Below are 15,571 nucleotides of genomic sequence, written 5' to 3'. Positions count from 1 at the left end.
CTATGGCAATGGGACAGACACTCGCGATCGCGAGCGCGTTCGCGGCTATCAACGTTGTACTGCTGGCAGTGCTGACGGCGGTCTGGGTCAAGAACTACCGGACGTTCAGGACGTCGCTGACGCTCGGGCTCATCGCGTTCGCGGTGGTCCTGCTGCTGGAGAACGCCACCGCGCTGTACTTCTTCTTCAGCATGCAGATGTTCTACGGCGAATCGGCCGCCGTCCAGCAGTCCGTCGCGGTCCTCCGGGGGCTGCAACTCGTCGCGCTGGTGTTCCTGACCTGGGTCACGCTGAAATAAGCGGGTCGGTCCGGGCCGGGTTGCCGCGGACCGGAACCGGCCGTCTCAGGCCGACTCGTCCGTCTCTTCCTCCTCGTCGTCGTCCGCCGTCGGGTCGTACTGGCCGATGATGATGGGGACGTTCCCGCCGTACCAGATGATCTGCAGCGGTTCGTCGAAACTGACCCCGTTCTTCGTGGTGTACTTGTCGCCCATGACCACGTCACCCTTCTTCTTCCAGTCCTCGGTCACGCGCTCGCCGAAACTGGTGTAGACGACCTTCACGTCCTGGAAGGCGTCACCGGCCTCGTGGGTGATGGTCACCCGGGCGTCGTCCCGGTAGCGGTACGAGAACCCGACGTTCGGGGCCGCCGAGGTGTCGATGTCGGTCAGGCGGGCCGCCAGACCGAGGAAGGGCCCGGTCACGAGCGACCACAGCGACGCCGTCTCGGTGCCGAAGGTGACCGCGACGGCCGAGTCGCTGCTCGACGCCTTCGCGTTCCACGCGCCGACCAGCGGCGCCGGCAGGTTCGGGTCGTCACCGGCCATGCGGCCGAGCAGCGCCTCCGCGGCAGCCGTGCCCGCGGCGACCCCGTTCGGCGTGTCGTAGAGGAACAGCGCCTCGACGGTGGTCCCACCGCCGCTCACGTCGAAGGCGAACCCGGCGGCGCTGGCGCCCCGGAACAGGTCCCGGACGCCGTCGTCGAGCGACGGGAACATGTCGTCGACCGCCTTGTCGTCGAGTTCGACGACGAAGTAGCCCGTCGGCGGCGTCTCCCGCGAGGCGTAGCGGTCGACCAGCGCCTTCGCGCGCTTGCTCTGGTCGAGCTGGCGACCCGCCTTCCCGCGGCCGGCGTCGATCATCGTCGTCACCGCGTCGACCGCCGGGACCGCCGGCGAGCCGACCCCGTAGACGATGGCATCCCCCGCGACCGCGGTCGCCACGTCGATGCCGCCGGTCACGTCCGCCCGGTAGACGTCGTAGCCGGCGTGGTCGCCCGCATCACGCAGGCCCTTCCGGACGAGGTCGGTCGCGACCGCCCCCGAGTCGACCGAGCCGCGGGCGAGCAGGGTCCCACCCGCCTGCTGCTTCGAGCCTGACTTCACGTAGCCGACGGCCAGCAGCTCGTCGACCGAGCCGACCGCGTCGACCGAGTCCTCGATGCGCTCGTCGGTGTCGCTCGGGACGCGGGTGGTCCCCAGCGCCGACCCATCGAGTTGCATGAAGAAGGAGAGGTTCCCCTCGAGCAGGTCGCTGTGGTCGTACACGAAGTTGGTCGTCGGACCCGACATCTTTGGGCTGCCGCTGCCGCCCCCGAAGGCGAACCCTTCGAGGCAGCCGGCCAGCGAGAGCACCGCCGCGAGGCCACCCCCCTGTAGCACGGTACGTCTACTGACACTCATGGGAGACAAGAGGGGCCGAGAGTAGAAATACTGACTACTCACCCGGGAGAAACCTCAATACGAGGGAGGCACCGACCTGTCAGAACGGCGTGGGAAAGAAGCCGAAGAAGGCCGCGAAGCCGAGCCCGCCACAGAGCAGGAACGTCAGGGCGAACGTGGGCTTGCTCCAGCGCAGCACCTTCCGGCCGTCGAGGGGGCCGTAGGGGATCATGTTGAAGCCGGCGAGGAAGGCGTTGATGAAGACCCCGAAGGCGCCGATTCGGCCGAGCACGCCCCCGAACGCGAGCAGCGGGAAGAACACGATGACGAGCGCGACGTTCGTGAGTGGCCCCGCGAGGGCGATGAGGCCGCTCTCCTTCTCGCTGGTCCGCGGGTGGTAGACCGCGCCGGGCGCGGCGAACAGGAAGCCGACCATCGCGCTGAACACCGCGAGCAGCAGCATGTTGTAGTCGGCGCGGAACTCCGCCGGGTAGCCGAAGTGCATCGCGGTGAACTTGTGCGCGAGTTCGTGCAGCAGGAAGCCGATGCCGGCCGTGACCGCCGCGAACAGCAGCAGGTCGAGCGCGGCGGCCGGGTCGATTCGGGTGATGGCGCTCGGGCCGATGATGAGGATACCGAACGCGACCGACAGCGCGATCCACGCGATACCGAGGTCCTTCAACTCGCCGTCGGCGAAGCGGAACTGGACCATCTCAGAGCACCCCCGTGATGATGTCGACGCTGTTCTGGGCCCCGCGCAGCAGCAGGTCCATGAGCTGTTCGACGTTCTCGATGCGACCCTGGGCGAGCCAGGGCAGCACCGCGACCGGGAAGAGCACGCTGGCGATGGTGCTGCCGATGTTGGTCGCCGCGACCACCATGATGAGCCGGAACAGCGGGACCTCGAACATCCGGCGGACCACGTCCAGCAGGGGGCTCTCCTCGTCGGAGAGGATCTGGTTGAGCGTGTTGATGTCGCCCACGTTGACCGGGTCGTGGCGCAACTCCATGTAGCCGGCGAACCAGCCGGGGGCGAGCAGCGGGTTCAGGCTCGTCAGCCACGCGATGGCGCCGCCGACCGCGGCCGAGGTCCAGCGCGCCCCGGCCAGTTTCGCCAGCGTGAACGCGATGACGCCGTTGAACAGGAACCACGCCGCGAACAGTTTCAGCAGGAAGAGGTTGCCCACGCCCGCCATGATGAGCAGGAAGAAGAACGCGACGTAGCCGAGCGCCAGCGTGTACGCGAACGCCTTGAAGAACGAGAACCGTCGCGAGCGGTCGGTGCCGGAGATGGACTCGAGCGGCGGGAGCGACCCGGGGTTCTCGAGGTAGCTCTCGATGCCGGCACGGTGGCCCGCACCGACGACCGCGACGACGGAGTAGCCCTGCTCGCGCAGCTCGACCAGTTTGTGGGCGATGTAGGCGTCGCGCTCGTCGATGAGCGCCTGTGCGCCGCCGGGGGAGAACTGGCGGAACTCCTCCATCATCGCCGTCACCACGTCGGCGTCGGTCATGCGCTCGATGTCGAACTCCTCGTAGTCCTCCTCGGGGGCGGCGTCGTAGCCGAGCCCGAGCATGACGAGCCCGAGCAGGCCACCGACGCCGACGCCGGCGACCACGCCGCCGACGAGGCCGCCCACGAGGGAGAGGCCGAGGCCGGTCCCCAGCACGTTCCCCACGAGGGGGTTCAGGACGCCCGAGAGGGCGACCGCGCCGCCGACGGTGACCGCCCCGGCCGCACCCAGTGCGATGGCCTGGTCGTCGGTGAGGCTGCGCAGGCCGAACTCCCAGAGGAGGTAGCCCGCGGCGAGGCCGACGAGGCCGCCACCCGCGATTCCCTGCATGGTCGCCGCCTCGATGCCGAACAGGGGCCCGGAGGCCAGCCCGAACAGCGGGCCGAGGAAGAACCCGAGCATCAGGCCGATGGTGACGCCGACGACGAGCGCGTCGGCGACGCCGAAGATGAGACCCGCCATCATCTGGACCTTCTCCTTCGTGGACATCCGCCGCCAGAAACGCTGGATGGTCACCTGGATGTCGCGGTCGACCAGCGCGACGCCGAGGTCGTGCTCCTCGGCGGCCTCGACCGCCGCGAGCATGTCCGCGCCCGGCTGGATGTCGAAGCGCTCGCCGAGGCGGGTCTGGACGTACGAGAGCATCCAGTACGCGATGAACTGGAAGACGGTGTTGCCCTTCAGCAGGTCCCGGGGCTCGATGTCCTCGGGGGTCTCGCCGCGGAGCTGGTTGTACCGGCCCTCGTCGAGTTCGACCGCGACCACGTCGGGCCGCTCGGCCGCGATGGTGTCGCGGACCTCCTCGACTGACTTCTCGGAGACGTGGGCCGTCCCGAGCACCGTGACGGACCCGTCGCCGTCACCCGGCGGGCCCAGCGGGTCCGGCGCCGGCGAGTCGGCAGATTCGCTCATTGCACGTCGCTTCTTTCTCACACCGTAAACGGTTGTCGGAGGAAAGTGGATAAGGCCGTTCGCCCGGTCTGGCGTCGTGTCACCGGACAGGAACGGCTCGCAGACAGCAGATCTGCGGCCGGTCGAGGACCGCCCAGCTCTCGGCCGCGTGCTCGGCGTACCCGGGGTCCGGTTCCGGCTCGGCCAGCACGTCGAGGTGCAGGTCCGCGCCGGTCAGCGCGGTCACGATGTCGCCGAGGGGTCGGTGGTAGGACGTGACCGTCCCGGCCTCCCAGCCGAGTTCGACCGGCGTCCGGTCGTAGTACGACGTGACCTCCGCGGCGTCGAGGTAGAACTGCATCGGGTGGATCATCGTGACGACGAGCGTCCCGTCGTCGGCGAGGACGCGCTCGAACTCGGCGAAGACGGGCTCGAGGTCGGCGATGTGGTCGAGGACGAGGTTGCTCACGACCACGTCGAAGACGCCGTCGTCGGCGAATTCCAGTGGTTCGGTGAGGTCCGCCTGTCGGAACGTCGCCCGGTCGCCCTGGCGCTCGCGGGCGACCGCGACGGCCTCCTCGCTGACGTCGACGCCGACGACGGTCGCGCCGCGGTCCGTGAACCACTCGACGTGGTCGCCGACGCCACAGCCGGCGTCGAGGACGCGAGCGCCCTCGACGTCGGGCAGGAGGTCGGTCGTCGCCGGCCAGGCGTAGTGCTCCTGGAGCGGGTTGTCGCCCCAGGGTGTGCGCCAGAGGTCGTCGTGGTCCTCGTCGGCGCGTTCGGCGTGCTGGTCGTAGCTCGCGTGCGTCTCGTCGGCGGTGGTGTCGGGGTCGTGGTCGTCCATGGGGAACCACGTCGGGCCTCGGCCGCCCCGGTGATATACTTCGTCCCGGCAGAACCCGGTAACCTATTCCGCGTCCGCGGGAAACGCCGTCGCATGCCGAGTCTGATGGACACCTACATCGAGAACCGTTCCATCGTGAACCCGAACGACGCCAACATCCTCGGGTCGGCCCACGGGGGGAACGTGATGAAGTGGATGGACGAGGTGGGTGCGATGTCCGCGATGCGCTTCGCCGGCGAGACCTGCGTCACCGCCCGGATGGACCAGACGAACTTCCGGCGGCCCATCCCGCAGGGCGACGCCGCGCTCATCCGGGCCTACGTCTACGAGGCAGGGCGGACCAGCGTGAAGGTCCGGGTGCGGGTGTACCGCGAGGACCTGCGGTCGAACGAGACGCAACTCACGACGGAGTCGTACATGGTGTTCGTCGCCATCGACGACGAGGGCGAGCCGGTCGCGGTGCCCGAGTTGACCATCGAGTCCGACCGCGGGCACGAACTCTACGACGCCGCGGTGAACGGGAAGGAGGACTGACCGTCGCCACCGTCACCGCACCGACGTCTCTCCTGCCTCTATCGCCGATTCGAACGCGTCGTCCGTCCGGACCGCCGGGAACGGTCGCGGCTCGGCCGGGTCCGCCGGTGGCTCCCGGAGCTCCCGACGCAGCCACAGCGTGTCCCGCCACTCGCCGTGTTTGTACCCGACGTCCTCGTACCGGCCGACGCGTTCGAACCCCATCGACTCGTGGAACGTGACGCTCGCGTCGTTGGGGAGGACGATGCCGGCGTAACAGTTCACGTAGCGCTGCAGCGCGAGGACGGTGAACAGCGACTCGTACAGGCCGCGAGCGACCCCTCGTCGCAGGTGCGCCTCGGCCACGTACACCGAGGACTCGGCCGACCAGCGGTAGCCGCCCCGGCCGCGATGAGCGTGGCCGTAGGCGTAGCCCGCGACGGCCCCGTCGACCTCACAGACGAGCCAGGGGAACTGCTCCTGCGTGTCGGTGATGCGCCCGGCGATGGCCTCGCGCGACGGGACCTCGGTCTCGAACGACACGGCCGTCTCGGCGACGAACGGGGCGTAGATGTCGTGGATGGCACCGGCGTCGTCGCGGGTCGCGGGACGGATGGCAGGCACGACTCCCTCGAGGGACCGGACCGTGAAAAACCTCGTTCGCGAGCGGGTCGTGCCGCCACGGATGCATCGACCCGGGACGCTCAGCGACCGTCGCCGTTCGGGCCCAGCGGTGGGTCGGCGGCCTCGCCCTGCCTGGTGAAGTGCTGCCCGTAGAGAAACAGCAGGCCGACGGCAAGCAGCCCCATGACGACGAACGCGACGACGACGCCGAGGTTGCCCCGGATGCCGAGCCCGGTCACGAACGCGAGTGCGACCAGCCCGGTCAGACAGAAGGTCACGTAGACGGTGAACCTGTCCTGCAGGGGCGAGGGGTCGTCGGGGGTCATGGGAGAGTTGAGGGGCCGAACCCACAAAAATCGATTCGCAGAAAGGAGAGATGACAAACTCGCTACTGTTCTGCCGGGTCAGCGCAGGGTGACCGTCTCGTCCGCGGGGTCGATCTCCGCGACCCCACCGATTGGGACGGGACAGGTCGGGTAGGTGTGGCCGAACTCGCAGTCGAGGACGATGGGCGCGTCGGGGTTGTACTGCGGGACGACCGACTCGATGGCCTCGCGCTGTTGCTCGCGGTACGCTTCGCGCTCGTGTGCCGGGTTGTCGCCCGCCTCGGTGTGGTTGCGGGCACACGGCCGGCCGACGAGGACGCCGTCGAAGACCTCGAGGTAGCCGGCCTCGCCGAAGGCCCGGAGCCAGCCGGTGACCCAGGCCGGGTCGGGTATCTCCTCGCTGGTCTCCAGCGCGAGCACGGTCCCCTCCAGGTCCTCGGGTTCGGGCAGCCACTCGTCGTGGACGAACCACTGGTCGAGAATCTCGAGACAGCCGCCCCAGATGCGGCCCTCGGCGGTCTCCTCGGCACCGGCCCAGGTCCGGCCGTCGGCGGGCTCGATGTCGCGGTGGTACTCGAGCGAGCGCGGGTCGGCCCAGTCGCCGGCCTGGTCGGTGAAGCAGTCGGCCTCGGCCCACTCGCCGACGTGCTCGTCGAACAGGGCGCGGCCGAGGTACTCGACGGTGTAGTCGAACATCTCGGCGTCCATCGCGTACTCCAGCAGCGTCGAGCCGCCGTAGTACGAGACGATGCCGTGGTTCCAGAGGTACAGTGCGAGGTTGGTGTTGTCGGAGTACCCGTAGAACCGCGTCGGGTTCTCGCGCAGGACCTCGGGGTCGAGGTGTTCTAGGACCGTGAGCTGGTCGTTCCCGCCGATGTTGGCGACGACCGCGGAGACCTCGGGGTCCGCGAAGGCGTCCATCACGTCCTGTGCGCGGGCCTCCGGGTTCTCGGCGAGCCACTCGGGCCCCTTCGTCGCGGTCGGGTACTCGACGGGCTCGAGGTCGAACACCTCGCGCATGCGCTCGAGGCCCAGTTCGTAGACGTGCGAGAACTCCTCGGGGACGTTCGATGCCGGGGCGACGACGGCGACCGAATCGCCGCGTTCGACCGGTGGTGGCGTGACGAACTCTGGCATAGGCAAGACGACTCGTGTCGGTCACTTAACCTTCGGGCCGGTATGAGAACGAGGGACAGAGAGCGGCTGTTGGGGCTGGTGGAGCTGGGAGACGCCTACCCGAGGTCGGCGCGCTGGAACCGCCAGTAGCCGAGCGCGAGCGGGACGACCGCCCAGAACGCGAGGATGACGAGCATGAACCAGGGGTCGAGGTACCAGACGTCCGGGCGGCTCATCCCTTCGATGCCCTTCCCCGTCATCGGGTTCCGGGTGAACACGTAGTCCAGCGAGACGAGGTACGCAGCCGTCGGACTGAGCGAGGAGACCAGCGCGAGGACGGACTCGGAGACCTCGACGCCCAGTTTGTCCGCGACGAACTGGACGATGGTCCGCGGCTGGATGGGGAAGGCGTTCCAGAAGACGTTGAGCACGAACCACGAGCCGATGGCGGCACCCATCGCGCGGGACCGGGAGGCGGTCGCCGCGGAGATGCCGACCGCGATGCTGACGTAGACGAGCGTGAACACGAGCGTCAACCCGACGAAGCCGACGTAGGTGCCCAGGTCGACGCTGTCGAAGTAGTAGAAGCCGAGGCCGAGGCCGACGACGAAGGCGAACAGCACGGACGCGCCGACGATGGCCGACCGGGCGACGAGCTTCCCGAGCACCACGTCGAGGCGGTTGTTCGGGTACGAGAGCAGGAACTTCAGGCTCCCCGACTCGCGTTCGCCGGCCACCGAGAGGTAGGCGGCGACCAGCGCGACGAGGGGCACGATGAGGATGGCGATCTGTGCCATCCCGATGAGCTGGTTCGCGAGTTCGCCACTGTTACCGCCGGAGCCGGTCCCGTAGAAGTACAGGACGGTGAAGAGCGTGTACAGGATGCCGACGCCCCAGATGAGCTTGGCGCGCCGGACGTCGAGGATGTCCTTCCGGACGACGCCCTGGAGGCTCATGCCGGCACCTCCATCTCCTCGGCAGGTTCGCCACGCTCCTCGACGTCGCCGTCGCGGCCACCGCCGGTGTACTGGTTGAACAGCTCCTCGAGGGAGGTCTCGGTGGCGACCACGTCCGTCACGGTGGCGGCGTCGTCCACTGTCCGGATGGCGGCCATCTTCGCCGTCCCGCTGTTGCAGTACGCGGTCACCTCGTCGTCCTCGATGTGGACGTTCGTGATGCCCTCCAGTCGTTCGAGCCGGCCGCGGATGCCCTCGGGCACGGCCTCGACAGTGAGTTCGACCTCGCCCGCGTCGCCGGACTGCGAGCGCAGGTTGTCGATGGTGTCGACGGTCACGAGTTCCCCCTCGGACATGATACCGACGCGGTCACAGACCGCCTCGACCTCCGAGAGGATGTGACTGGAGAAGAAGACGGTCGTCCCGCCTGCGGCCTCCTCGCGGAGGATGTCGCGCATGTGCTGGATGCCGTTGGGGTCGAGCCCGGAGGAGGGCTCGTCGAGGATGACGAGGTCGGGGTCGCCGACGAGGGCCATCCCGAGCGCGAGGCGCTGTTGCATCCCCTTGGAGTAGCCGCCGACCTTGCGGTCCTTGGCGTCGTCGAGGCCGACCCGGTGGAGGACCGCGTCGGGGTCGTCGCTCGCCTCTTTCATCTGGACGCAGAGTTCGAGGTGCTCTCTGGCGGTGAGGCGGTCGTACAGTTCCAGCCCCTCGGCGAGGACGCCGACGCGCTGGCGGATCTCGTCGACCTCCGCCTGGGCGTCGTAGCCCAGGACGGTCGCCGACCCGGAGGTAGGTCGGTGGAAGTCGAGCAGCATGTTGATGGTCGTCGACTTCCCGGCGCCGTTGGGGCCGAGGAAGCCGAATATCTCCCCCTCCTCCACGCGGAGGTCGAGGGAGTCGACGGCGACGACGTCGTCGCCGAAGCGTTTGGTCAGGGCGGTCGTCTCGATAGCGGGCATATGCATTTGCTCCGTCATTTCGCTGCATAATAAAATCAGTGTGATAGTTTCTGCCTCGGAAACTCGTCCCGCCGGTCCGCCGACCCGTTCGGGTTCGTGCTTTTACGGCTGTCGCCCCCATTCTCGGGTATGACCATCTGGGTGCTCGGCGACCAGCTCACCACCGAGGTCGGCCCGCTCGCGGCGGCCGACCCGGGCGACGACCGCGTGCTCATGATCGAGGCGCGCGGGTTCGCCCGGCGGCTGCCGTACCACGCACAGAAGTTGACACTGGTGTTCAGCGCGATGCGGCACTTCCGGGACCGACTCCGTGAGTCGGGGTACACCGTCGACTACCGGCAGGTCGAGACCTTCGGCGAGGGACTCTCCGAACACGTCGAGGCGCACCCTGACGACGACCTCGTCCTGATGGAGCCGGCGAGTCACGGTGCGGCCGACCGGTTCCAGACACTCGTCGCCGAGGCGGGTGGGCGACTCGACGTCGTCGAGAACGAACTGTTCCTCTGTTCGGCAGACCGGTTCGACGAGTGGGCCGGCGACCGCGAGACGTACAGACACGAGGACTTCTATCGCACGATGCGCCGCGAGACGGGCTACCTGCTGGACGGGGATGGCGACCCGGCGGGCGGCGAGTGGAACTACGACGACGAGAACCGGGAGTTCCCCCGGCCCGAGGTCCGGTTCCCGCACCCGCCCGCGTTCGAGCCCGACGAGACCACCCGCGAGGTGCAGGCGTGGGTCGCCGACGAGTTCGAGACGTGGGGGGACGGCGAGGGGTTCGCATGGCCCGTCAAGCGAGCGGAGGCCCTCGCTGCACTCGAGGACTTCGTCGAGAACCGCCTCCCGCAGTTCGGCCCGTACCAGGACGCGATGCTCCGGCGGTCGTGGTCGCTGAACCACGCCCTGCTCGCACCCGCCCTCAACCTCGGCCTGCTGACGCCCCGCGAGGTGGTCGACCCGGCCATCGCGGCGTACGAGGCCGGCGAGGCCGACCTCCCGAGCGTCGAGGGGTTCGTCCGGCAGGTCGTCGGCTGGCGCGAGTTCGTCCGGCACGTCTACCGGCGCTCGATGCCGGACCTCGCCGACGCGAACCAGCTCGGCCACGACCACGCCCTGCCCGAGGCGTACTACACCGGCGACACCGACATGCGCTGTCTCTCCGAGTGCGTGGGCCACGTCTGGGACCACGGCTACGCCCACCACATCGAGCGCCTGATGGTGCTCTCGAACTTCGCCACCCTCTACGGCGCCGACCCGCAGGAGCTCAACCGCTGGTTCCACTTCGGCTTCGCCGACGCCTACCACTGGGTCACGACGCCCAACGTCGTCGGGATGGGTAGCTTCGCCAGCGACGTGCTCTCGACGAAACCGTACGTCTCCTCGGCGAACTACGTGGACAAGATGTCCGACTACTGTGCCGAGTGCCCCTACGACGAGGACGCCACGACCGGCGAGGACGCCTGTCCGTTCAATTCGCTGTACTGGGAGTTCCTCGCCCGCCACGAGGACACCCTGCGGTCGAACCACCGGATGGGCCTGCTGTACTCCCACGTCGACCGGAAGTCCGACGACGAACTCGACGCCATCCGGGCGCGCGCCGACGAGGTCCGGCAGATGGGCGCCGACGGCACCCTCTGACCGACGACCTGCCCGACCGCCGGACCGGTGTCGCGTATCCTTATCCTCGACGGGTCCGTATGGCCGGGTATGGGATTATCCGTCGAGACGCCGGCCCCGCCGGAACTGGAGTTCGTCGACCCGAACGAGTACGATGACGCCTCCGTCGCCGCCGACGCCGACTACCGCCGCGAGGAACTCGAGGCCTTCCTCCACGAGGGCGCGTGGGAGCGCTCGTGGAACGAGTGGGCCGAACACACCGACCTGACGGTCGAGGAGTTCGAGATCGCCCGCGACCTCGACCTCTTCGCGGAGTTCGACTTCTTCTGGGACGACTTCGCGGACCGCGTCGGCTACCACGCGCCGGGCATCCCCGAGGACTGGAAGGAGCGCCAGTACCACCCCGACCTGCAGTCGTGGGGCACCGTCTCCTCGATAAACGCCTCGCTGACCGAACTCGGGCAGGTGGTCTGTGACGTGCTCAAGGAGGAGTACATCGACTGGGAGGCCGAGTACGAGCCGCCGGAGGACCTCCCGGACTTCTGAACTGGCGCGAGACCGAGAGAGAATCGAGGTGCTGCGACCCGACTGGAGTCGCTACCTGTGCTGGTCGCCGGACTGTTCGTTACTCCCGCGAGACCGAGACGTTCCGGATCTCCCCGTGACACATCGGGTGGTCACAGGACGCTCGTGGGGAGTCGAAGCGTGCGCCACAGCGGACGCACTCGTACTCCGTGGTGGTCGGTGTGTATGGGTCGGTTCGTACCATCGTGGTAGTGTGTAACGAACTCTCACCGTTAAGGGTTATCCTGTAACATAGGTATACTGATGAAGTTCCTTCTAGGTCATTATACACGGTGTTCGAAGAGAAGTGGACGATTGGGCACTTCACCTCTCGGCGGGGCGGCCGTGACGCTCAGTCGAGGCGCGCCGCGAGCAGGAACGTCTCGGGGCGCTCGCTCGCCGTCTCGACGGTGAAGCCGGCGCTCTCGTGGTGGGCGATGGCCTCCTCGAGCGTGAACCGCTCCTCGGTCGGCGGGCCGGACTCGCCGTCGCCGTTACCGGACCAGTCGACCGTGACGAGTCGGCCGTCCGGGCCGAGGACCCGGGCCAGCTCGGCGAGGGCCGCGTCGTCGGCGTACTCGTGGTACGTCATCGTCGAGAAGGCGGCGTCGAGTTCACCGTCGGCGAAGGGGAGGTCGCCGATGCTGGCGGTCACGAGTTCGACGCCCTCGGGGAGGCCCTTCTCGCGGTAGACGTCGTGCATCTCGCTCTGGACGTCGACGCCGTAGGTCTTCGCCGCGAAGGGCGCCACGTCGTCGGTGTAGAACCCTGTCCCGCTCCCGAGGTCGGCGACCGTCTCGTCGCCAGAGAGCGAGAGCGACGCGACCAGTTCCTCGCGCGAGCAGTAGCGATACCGCGACTCGTCCTCCAGTTTGTCGGCGCGGTCGACCGGGAACGTGTGGAATCCCATGGCGGGAGTTCGCGGGGTGGCAGAAAGAACCTCCCGGTCGCGGATGCGCGCGCTGCCCCCACCACCGTCGCAAGTGAAGCCGGCAGGCCGGTCCGGGCGGACTCCGACGCCTCTTTCTCGCGAGCGCGCCATCGTGACCCATGACCGACCACGCCTTCCTCACCGACGGCCGGGTGTCGCTCCGGCCCATCGAACCAGACGACCTGCCCGCGCTCCGGGCGGGCTGGAACGACCCCGCCGTGTGGCGGATGCTCGACACGGTCGAACCGCAGTCGCCGGGGTCCTTCGAGCGCATGGTCGAGGGCTGGCAGGACGACGACCGGCACGTCCCCTTCGCCATCGACGCCGACGGGCTGGTCGGGCTCCTGCAGGTCAAGCGCATCCACTGGCAGTCGCGCATCTGCACGTTCTCCTACTTCGTGCTGCCCGACGCGACGGGTGACGGGTACGCCACCGCCGCGGTCGAACTCGGCCTCGAGTACGCGTTCGACTCGCTGGGGCTGCACCGGGTGCAGGCGAAGACCATCGCGCTCAACGAGGGGTCACAGCGCGTGCTGGAGAAGGCCGGGTTCACCCACGAGGGGACCGCCCGCAGGCAGGCGTACGTCGACGGGAGCTACCACGACCTGCTGAGCTGGGGACTGCTGGACGAGGAGTGGCGAGAACGGCGAGAAGGATAGAAGGGCCGGCGACTACCGGAACTCGGGTGCGACCTCGCTCCCGAGCCGCTGGATGCACTCCTTCATCGTCTCGGTGCCGATGCCGGGGTGGTAGGTGCGGAAGATGACGTGGATGTCGTCACCCAGCGCGTCGCGGTAGCGTTCGAGGTGCTCGGTGACCTGCTCGGGCGTCCCGTAGATGGCCTGCTTCTTCAGTTCCTCCTTGCGGTCCTCGGGGAGCTCGTCGACCGACTCGCCGGAGAACAGTTCGGCGTACCGGCGCTGGATGTAGAAGTAGCCGGGCTTCATCGTCTCCCAGGCCTCCTCCTCGGAGTCGGCGACGAAGCCGTGCTTGATGACGTAGACCTCGAAGTCGCCCTCTACGTCCTCCTCCTCGCGGACGTTCCGGATGTCCTCGACGCGCTTCTTCAGCCCGCCGATGGAGAGCTTCGAGGGGGCACACCACGCGTCGGCCTCGCGGGCGGCCCGGCGGACCGCCGGCTTCGCCGCGCCCCCGAGCATCACGGGGACGTCGTTGTCGACCGGTTTCGGCGTGACGTTCACGCTCGGGTCGATGTCGTGGAACTCCGCGTCGTAGTCGAGCGGTCCCTCGGACCACGCGGCGCGCAGGAGCTTCACCTGGTCGGCGAGCCGGTCGGCGCGCTCCTCGATGGGGACGCCGAACGCCTCGAACTCGCTCGGGTTCGAACCGATGGCCAGCCCGAGGGTGAGACGGTCGTGGGAGATGTGGTCGACGGTCGCCGCGTCCTCGGCGAGGCGGACCCCGTCGTACAGCGGGGCGAGCGCGATGCAGGTGCCCAGCTCGACGTTCTCGGTCTGGGCCGCGAGCGCGGACAGGGAGGGCATCGTCCCCGGGAGGTACTCGTCCTCGGTGAAGTGGTGCTCGGAGACCCACATGCTGTCGAGGCCGGCCTCGTCGATGGTCCGGCCGAGTTCGAGCATCTCGTCGTAGATCTCGGTCGTGCTCCGGTCGTCGTCCGGGCGCCGCTGACAGGTGAACAGTCCCGTGCCGAGTTTCATGGTCGTAATTGTTGCCGGGAGTGGTGAAAGTCGTTCCCCCATCGGCATGGAAGCGTACGTTTCGATGCCACGTCCCGGCCGACTCCACACCGCGACATCACATCCGAGAAACCGGTACACAGGAACTACTTCATGCACCCTGACCTACGTGGTGGCATGAACGACTTCGAGCGACGAGCGCGTGCGTGTCAGGACCGTCTCGAATCGGTCGACGCGGCCGCCGCCGTACTGTTCCCCAGTCCGAACCTGTACTACGCGAGCGGGTTCCACGAGGAACCGGCCGAGCGCCACCTGTTCCTGTTCGTCCCCGCGACCGGCGACCCGGTCTTCCTCGTCCCGGAGCTGTACGCCTCCCAGATCCGCGACGAGTCGTGGGTCACAGATGTCAGAACGTGGGGCGACGGCGACGACCCCGTCGCGGCGGTCGAGACCGTCGCCGAGGAACTCGACCTCTGGGGCCGGCACCTCCTCGTCGACGACACGATGTGGGCGCTGTTCACGCAGGACCTCGAGGCCGCCCTGCCCGAGGCGACCTTCGGGCTGGCCAGCGAGGTGTTCGACGACCTGCGCCTGCGCAAGGACGAGACCGAACTCGACGCCCTCCGGCGGGCCGCCGAGGTGGCCGACCAGGCGAGCGAGGAGGTCCGCAAGCTCGGGAGCGCGGCCATCGGGCTGACCGAGCGCGAACTCGCCGAGGAGGTCGAGTCGACCCTCGCGGGCATGGGTGGCGACGGCCTCGCGTTCGACGTCATCGCCGGCTCGGGGCCGAACGGCGCGAAACCCCACCACAGCCACGGCGACCGCGAGATTCAGCGCGGGGACCCCGTCGTGCTGGACTTCGGGGCGTACGTCGACCACTACCCCGGCGACCAGACCCGGACCGTCGTCTTCGCGGGCGACCCCCCGGACCGGTTCGAGGCGGTCCACGCCATCGTCCGCGACGCACTGGAGGCGGGCGTGGCGGCGGTCGAACCGGGCGTCGAGGCACAGGCGGTCGACCGCGCCGCCCGCGAGGTCATCGAGGAGGCGGGCTACGGCGAGCAGTTCATCCACCGGACCGGCCACGGCGTCGGCCTCGACGTGCACGAACCGCCCTACATCGTCGAGGGGAACGACCTCGAACTCGAACCGGGGATGGTGTTCTCGGTCGAGCCCGGCATCTACCTCGACGGCGAGTTCGGCGTCCGCATCGAGGACCTCATCGTCGTCACCGCGGACGGCTGCGAGCGACTCAACCAGTCGCCGCGGACGTGGGAACCGCTCTGACGGCTGGACGGGGCATCTCGCGCGGCGGCGACTTCAATGGCAGTATGAATATGAAAGTATGTGAACTGTTGGCAACATACTCTTGAGGTTTCGGCACAGTCCCC

Annotated in this window: 18 protein-coding genes; 6 read left to right on the top strand and 12 right to left on the bottom strand. The window is 68.4% G+C overall.

Annotated features, from left to right (window positions below; genetic code table 11):
• Window positions 1-8: 8 nt before the first annotated feature.
• Entirely contained in the window at window positions 9-299 is a 291-nt protein-coding gene (locus NOV86_RS02235) for a DUF8036 family membrane protein (RefSeq protein WP_438266701.1), read from the top strand.
• A 45-nt stretch (window positions 300-344) separates the two neighbouring features.
• Here NOV86_RS02235 and NOV86_RS02230 read toward each other — a convergent pair whose 3' ends face one another.
• From NOV86_RS02230 to NOV86_RS02215, 4 genes are all read right to left on the bottom strand, one after another.
• Window positions 345-1,682 carry a hypothetical protein gene (locus NOV86_RS02230; protein ID WP_267639596.1) on the bottom strand — a complete coding sequence of 446 codons (1,338 nt, stop codon included), beginning with the start codon at window positions 1,680-1,682 and terminating at the stop codon, window positions 345-347.
• A gap of 79 nt (window positions 1,683-1,761) precedes the next feature.
• Entirely contained in the window at window positions 1,762-2,373 is a 612-nt protein-coding gene (locus NOV86_RS02225) for a zinc metalloprotease (protein ID WP_267639595.1), read from the bottom strand.
• Between the two features lies 1 nt (window position 2,374).
• A complete protein-coding gene (locus tag NOV86_RS02220) occupies window positions 2,375-4,087 on the bottom strand; it encodes a TraB/GumN family protein (protein WP_267639594.1) in 1,713 nt (570 codons plus the stop codon).
• A gap of 79 nt (window positions 4,088-4,166) precedes the next feature.
• Window positions 4,167-4,913: a class I SAM-dependent methyltransferase gene (locus NOV86_RS02215; RefSeq protein ID WP_267639593.1), complete on the bottom strand. Its 747-nt coding sequence runs from the start codon at window positions 4,911-4,913 to the stop codon at window positions 4,167-4,169.
• Window positions 4,914-5,006: 93 nt separating this feature from the next.
• Between NOV86_RS02215 and NOV86_RS02210 the strand changes: the two genes are divergently transcribed.
• Window positions 5,007-5,447, top strand: coding sequence for an acyl-CoA thioesterase (locus tag NOV86_RS02210; RefSeq protein WP_267639592.1), 441 nt, complete (start codon window positions 5,007-5,009; stop codon window positions 5,445-5,447).
• Between the two features lie 12 nt (window positions 5,448-5,459).
• On the opposite strand, the gene NOV86_RS02205 is transcribed toward NOV86_RS02210, so the two are convergent.
• The 5 genes from NOV86_RS02205 to NOV86_RS02185 all read right to left on the bottom strand — a co-directional run bounded on the left by NOV86_RS02205 (window position 5,460) and on the right by NOV86_RS02185 (window position 9,410).
• Complete coding sequence (locus NOV86_RS02205) at window positions 5,460-6,050, bottom strand: GNAT family N-acetyltransferase (protein ID WP_267639591.1); 591 nt, start codon at window positions 6,048-6,050, stop codon at window positions 5,460-5,462.
• Window positions 6,051-6,130: 80 nt separating this feature from the next.
• Window positions 6,131-6,376, bottom strand: coding sequence for a hypothetical protein (locus NOV86_RS02200; protein ID WP_267639590.1), 246 nt, complete (start codon window positions 6,374-6,376; stop codon window positions 6,131-6,133).
• A gap of 78 nt (window positions 6,377-6,454) precedes the next feature.
• Complete coding sequence (locus NOV86_RS02195; RefSeq protein ID WP_267639589.1) at window positions 6,455-7,513, bottom strand: S66 family peptidase; 1,059 nt, start codon at window positions 7,511-7,513, stop codon at window positions 6,455-6,457.
• Between the two features lie 95 nt (window positions 7,514-7,608).
• Complete coding sequence (locus NOV86_RS02190; protein WP_267639588.1) at window positions 7,609-8,448, bottom strand: ABC transporter permease; 840 nt, start codon at window positions 8,446-8,448, stop codon at window positions 7,609-7,611.
• The gene (locus NOV86_RS02185) at window positions 8,445-9,410 is read right to left on the bottom strand and encodes an ABC transporter ATP-binding protein (RefSeq protein WP_267641697.1); all 966 of its coding nucleotides are present in this window, start codon (window positions 9,408-9,410) and stop codon (window positions 8,445-8,447) included. Before NOV86_RS02185 ends, NOV86_RS02190 begins: the two co-directional genes overlap by 4 nt.
• A gap of 129 nt (window positions 9,411-9,539) precedes the next feature.
• Between NOV86_RS02185 and NOV86_RS02180 the strand changes: the two genes are divergently transcribed.
• A complete protein-coding gene (locus NOV86_RS02180) occupies window positions 9,540-11,048 on the top strand; it encodes a cryptochrome/photolyase family protein (protein WP_267639587.1) in 1,509 nt (502 codons plus the stop codon).
• A gap of 69 nt (window positions 11,049-11,117) precedes the next feature.
• On the top strand, window positions 11,118-11,573 hold the full coding sequence (locus NOV86_RS02175) for a DUF7992 family protein (RefSeq protein WP_267639586.1): 456 nt from the start codon (window positions 11,118-11,120) through the stop codon (window positions 11,571-11,573).
• A gap of 79 nt (window positions 11,574-11,652) precedes the next feature.
• On the opposite strand, the gene NOV86_RS02170 is transcribed toward NOV86_RS02175, so the two are convergent.
• Together NOV86_RS02170 and NOV86_RS02165 are read right to left on the bottom strand one after the other, a co-directional pair.
• Window positions 11,653-11,796 carry a DUF7129 domain-containing putative zinc-binding protein gene (locus NOV86_RS02170; RefSeq protein ID WP_267639585.1) on the bottom strand — a complete coding sequence of 48 codons (144 nt, stop codon included), beginning with the start codon at window positions 11,794-11,796 and terminating at the stop codon, window positions 11,653-11,655.
• A gap of 147 nt (window positions 11,797-11,943) precedes the next feature.
• Window positions 11,944-12,501 carry a class I SAM-dependent methyltransferase gene (locus NOV86_RS02165; RefSeq protein WP_267639584.1) on the bottom strand — a complete coding sequence of 186 codons (558 nt, stop codon included), beginning with the start codon at window positions 12,499-12,501 and terminating at the stop codon, window positions 11,944-11,946.
• Window positions 12,502-12,641: 140 nt separating this feature from the next.
• Between NOV86_RS02165 and NOV86_RS02160 the strand changes: the two genes are divergently transcribed.
• On the top strand, window positions 12,642-13,181 hold the full coding sequence (locus NOV86_RS02160) for a GNAT family N-acetyltransferase (protein WP_267639583.1): 540 nt from the start codon (window positions 12,642-12,644) through the stop codon (window positions 13,179-13,181).
• Window positions 13,182-13,193: 12 nt separating this feature from the next.
• On the opposite strand, the gene NOV86_RS02155 is transcribed toward NOV86_RS02160, so the two are convergent.
• Window positions 13,194-14,201, bottom strand: coding sequence for an LLM class flavin-dependent oxidoreductase (locus NOV86_RS02155; protein WP_267639582.1), 1,008 nt, complete (start codon window positions 14,199-14,201; stop codon window positions 13,194-13,196).
• A 156-nt stretch (window positions 14,202-14,357) separates the two neighbouring features.
• On the opposite strand from NOV86_RS02155, the gene NOV86_RS02150 reads away from it, so the two are divergent.
• Window positions 14,358-15,467 (top strand): M24 family metallopeptidase, encoded by a 1,110-nt coding sequence (locus NOV86_RS02150; protein ID WP_267639581.1) that lies wholly within the window; start codon window positions 14,358-14,360, stop codon window positions 15,465-15,467.
• Window positions 15,468-15,571: the final 104 nt, after the last annotated feature.

Source organism: Haloarchaeobius amylolyticus, assembly GCF_026616195.1.
Lineage (GTDB): Archaea > Halobacteriota > Halobacteria > Halobacteriales > Natrialbaceae > Haloarchaeobius > Haloarchaeobius amylolyticus.
Note: the sequence above shows the minus strand (reverse complement) of the source record. Positions and strands in the feature narration are given on the sequence as shown.

Coding starts and splice junctions, on each gene's coding strand:
- NOV86_RS02235 (WP_438266701.1), top strand. CDS start 9: ATGGGACAGACACTCGCGATCGCGAGCGCGTTCGCGGCTATCAACGTT.
- NOV86_RS02230 (WP_267639596.1), bottom strand. CDS start 1,682: ATGAGTGTCAGTAGACGTACCGTGCTACAGGGGGGTGGCCTCGCGGCG.
- NOV86_RS02225 (WP_267639595.1), bottom strand. CDS start 2,373: ATGGTCCAGTTCCGCTTCGCCGACGGCGAGTTGAAGGACCTCGGTATC.
- NOV86_RS02220 (WP_267639594.1), bottom strand. CDS start 4,087: ATGAGCGAATCTGCCGACTCGCCGGCGCCGGACCCGCTGGGCCCGCCG.
- NOV86_RS02215 (WP_267639593.1), bottom strand. CDS start 4,913: ATGGACGACCACGACCCCGACACCACCGCCGACGAGACGCACGCGAGC.
- NOV86_RS02210 (WP_267639592.1), top strand. CDS start 5,007: ATGCCGAGTCTGATGGACACCTACATCGAGAACCGTTCCATCGTGAAC.
- NOV86_RS02200 (WP_267639590.1), bottom strand. CDS start 6,376: ATGACCCCCGACGACCCCTCGCCCCTGCAGGACAGGTTCACCGTCTAC.
- NOV86_RS02195 (WP_267639589.1), bottom strand. CDS start 7,513: ATGCCAGAGTTCGTCACGCCACCACCGGTCGAACGCGGCGATTCGGTC.
- NOV86_RS02190 (WP_267639588.1), bottom strand. CDS start 8,448: ATGAGCCTCCAGGGCGTCGTCCGGAAGGACATCCTCGACGTCCGGCGC.
- NOV86_RS02185 (WP_267641697.1), bottom strand. CDS start 9,410: ATGCCCGCTATCGAGACGACCGCCCTGACCAAACGCTTCGGCGACGAC.
- NOV86_RS02180 (WP_267639587.1), top strand. CDS start 9,540: ATGACCATCTGGGTGCTCGGCGACCAGCTCACCACCGAGGTCGGCCCG.
- NOV86_RS02175 (WP_267639586.1), top strand. CDS start 11,118: ATGGGATTATCCGTCGAGACGCCGGCCCCGCCGGAACTGGAGTTCGTC.
- NOV86_RS02170 (WP_267639585.1), bottom strand. CDS start 11,796: ATGGTACGAACCGACCCATACACACCGACCACCACGGAGTACGAGTGC.
- NOV86_RS02165 (WP_267639584.1), bottom strand. CDS start 12,501: ATGGGATTCCACACGTTCCCGGTCGACCGCGCCGACAAACTGGAGGAC.
- NOV86_RS02160 (WP_267639583.1), top strand. CDS start 12,642: ATGACCGACCACGCCTTCCTCACCGACGGCCGGGTGTCGCTCCGGCCC.
- NOV86_RS02155 (WP_267639582.1), bottom strand. CDS start 14,201: ATGAAACTCGGCACGGGACTGTTCACCTGTCAGCGGCGCCCGGACGAC.
- NOV86_RS02150 (WP_267639581.1), top strand. CDS start 14,358: ATGAACGACTTCGAGCGACGAGCGCGTGCGTGTCAGGACCGTCTCGAA.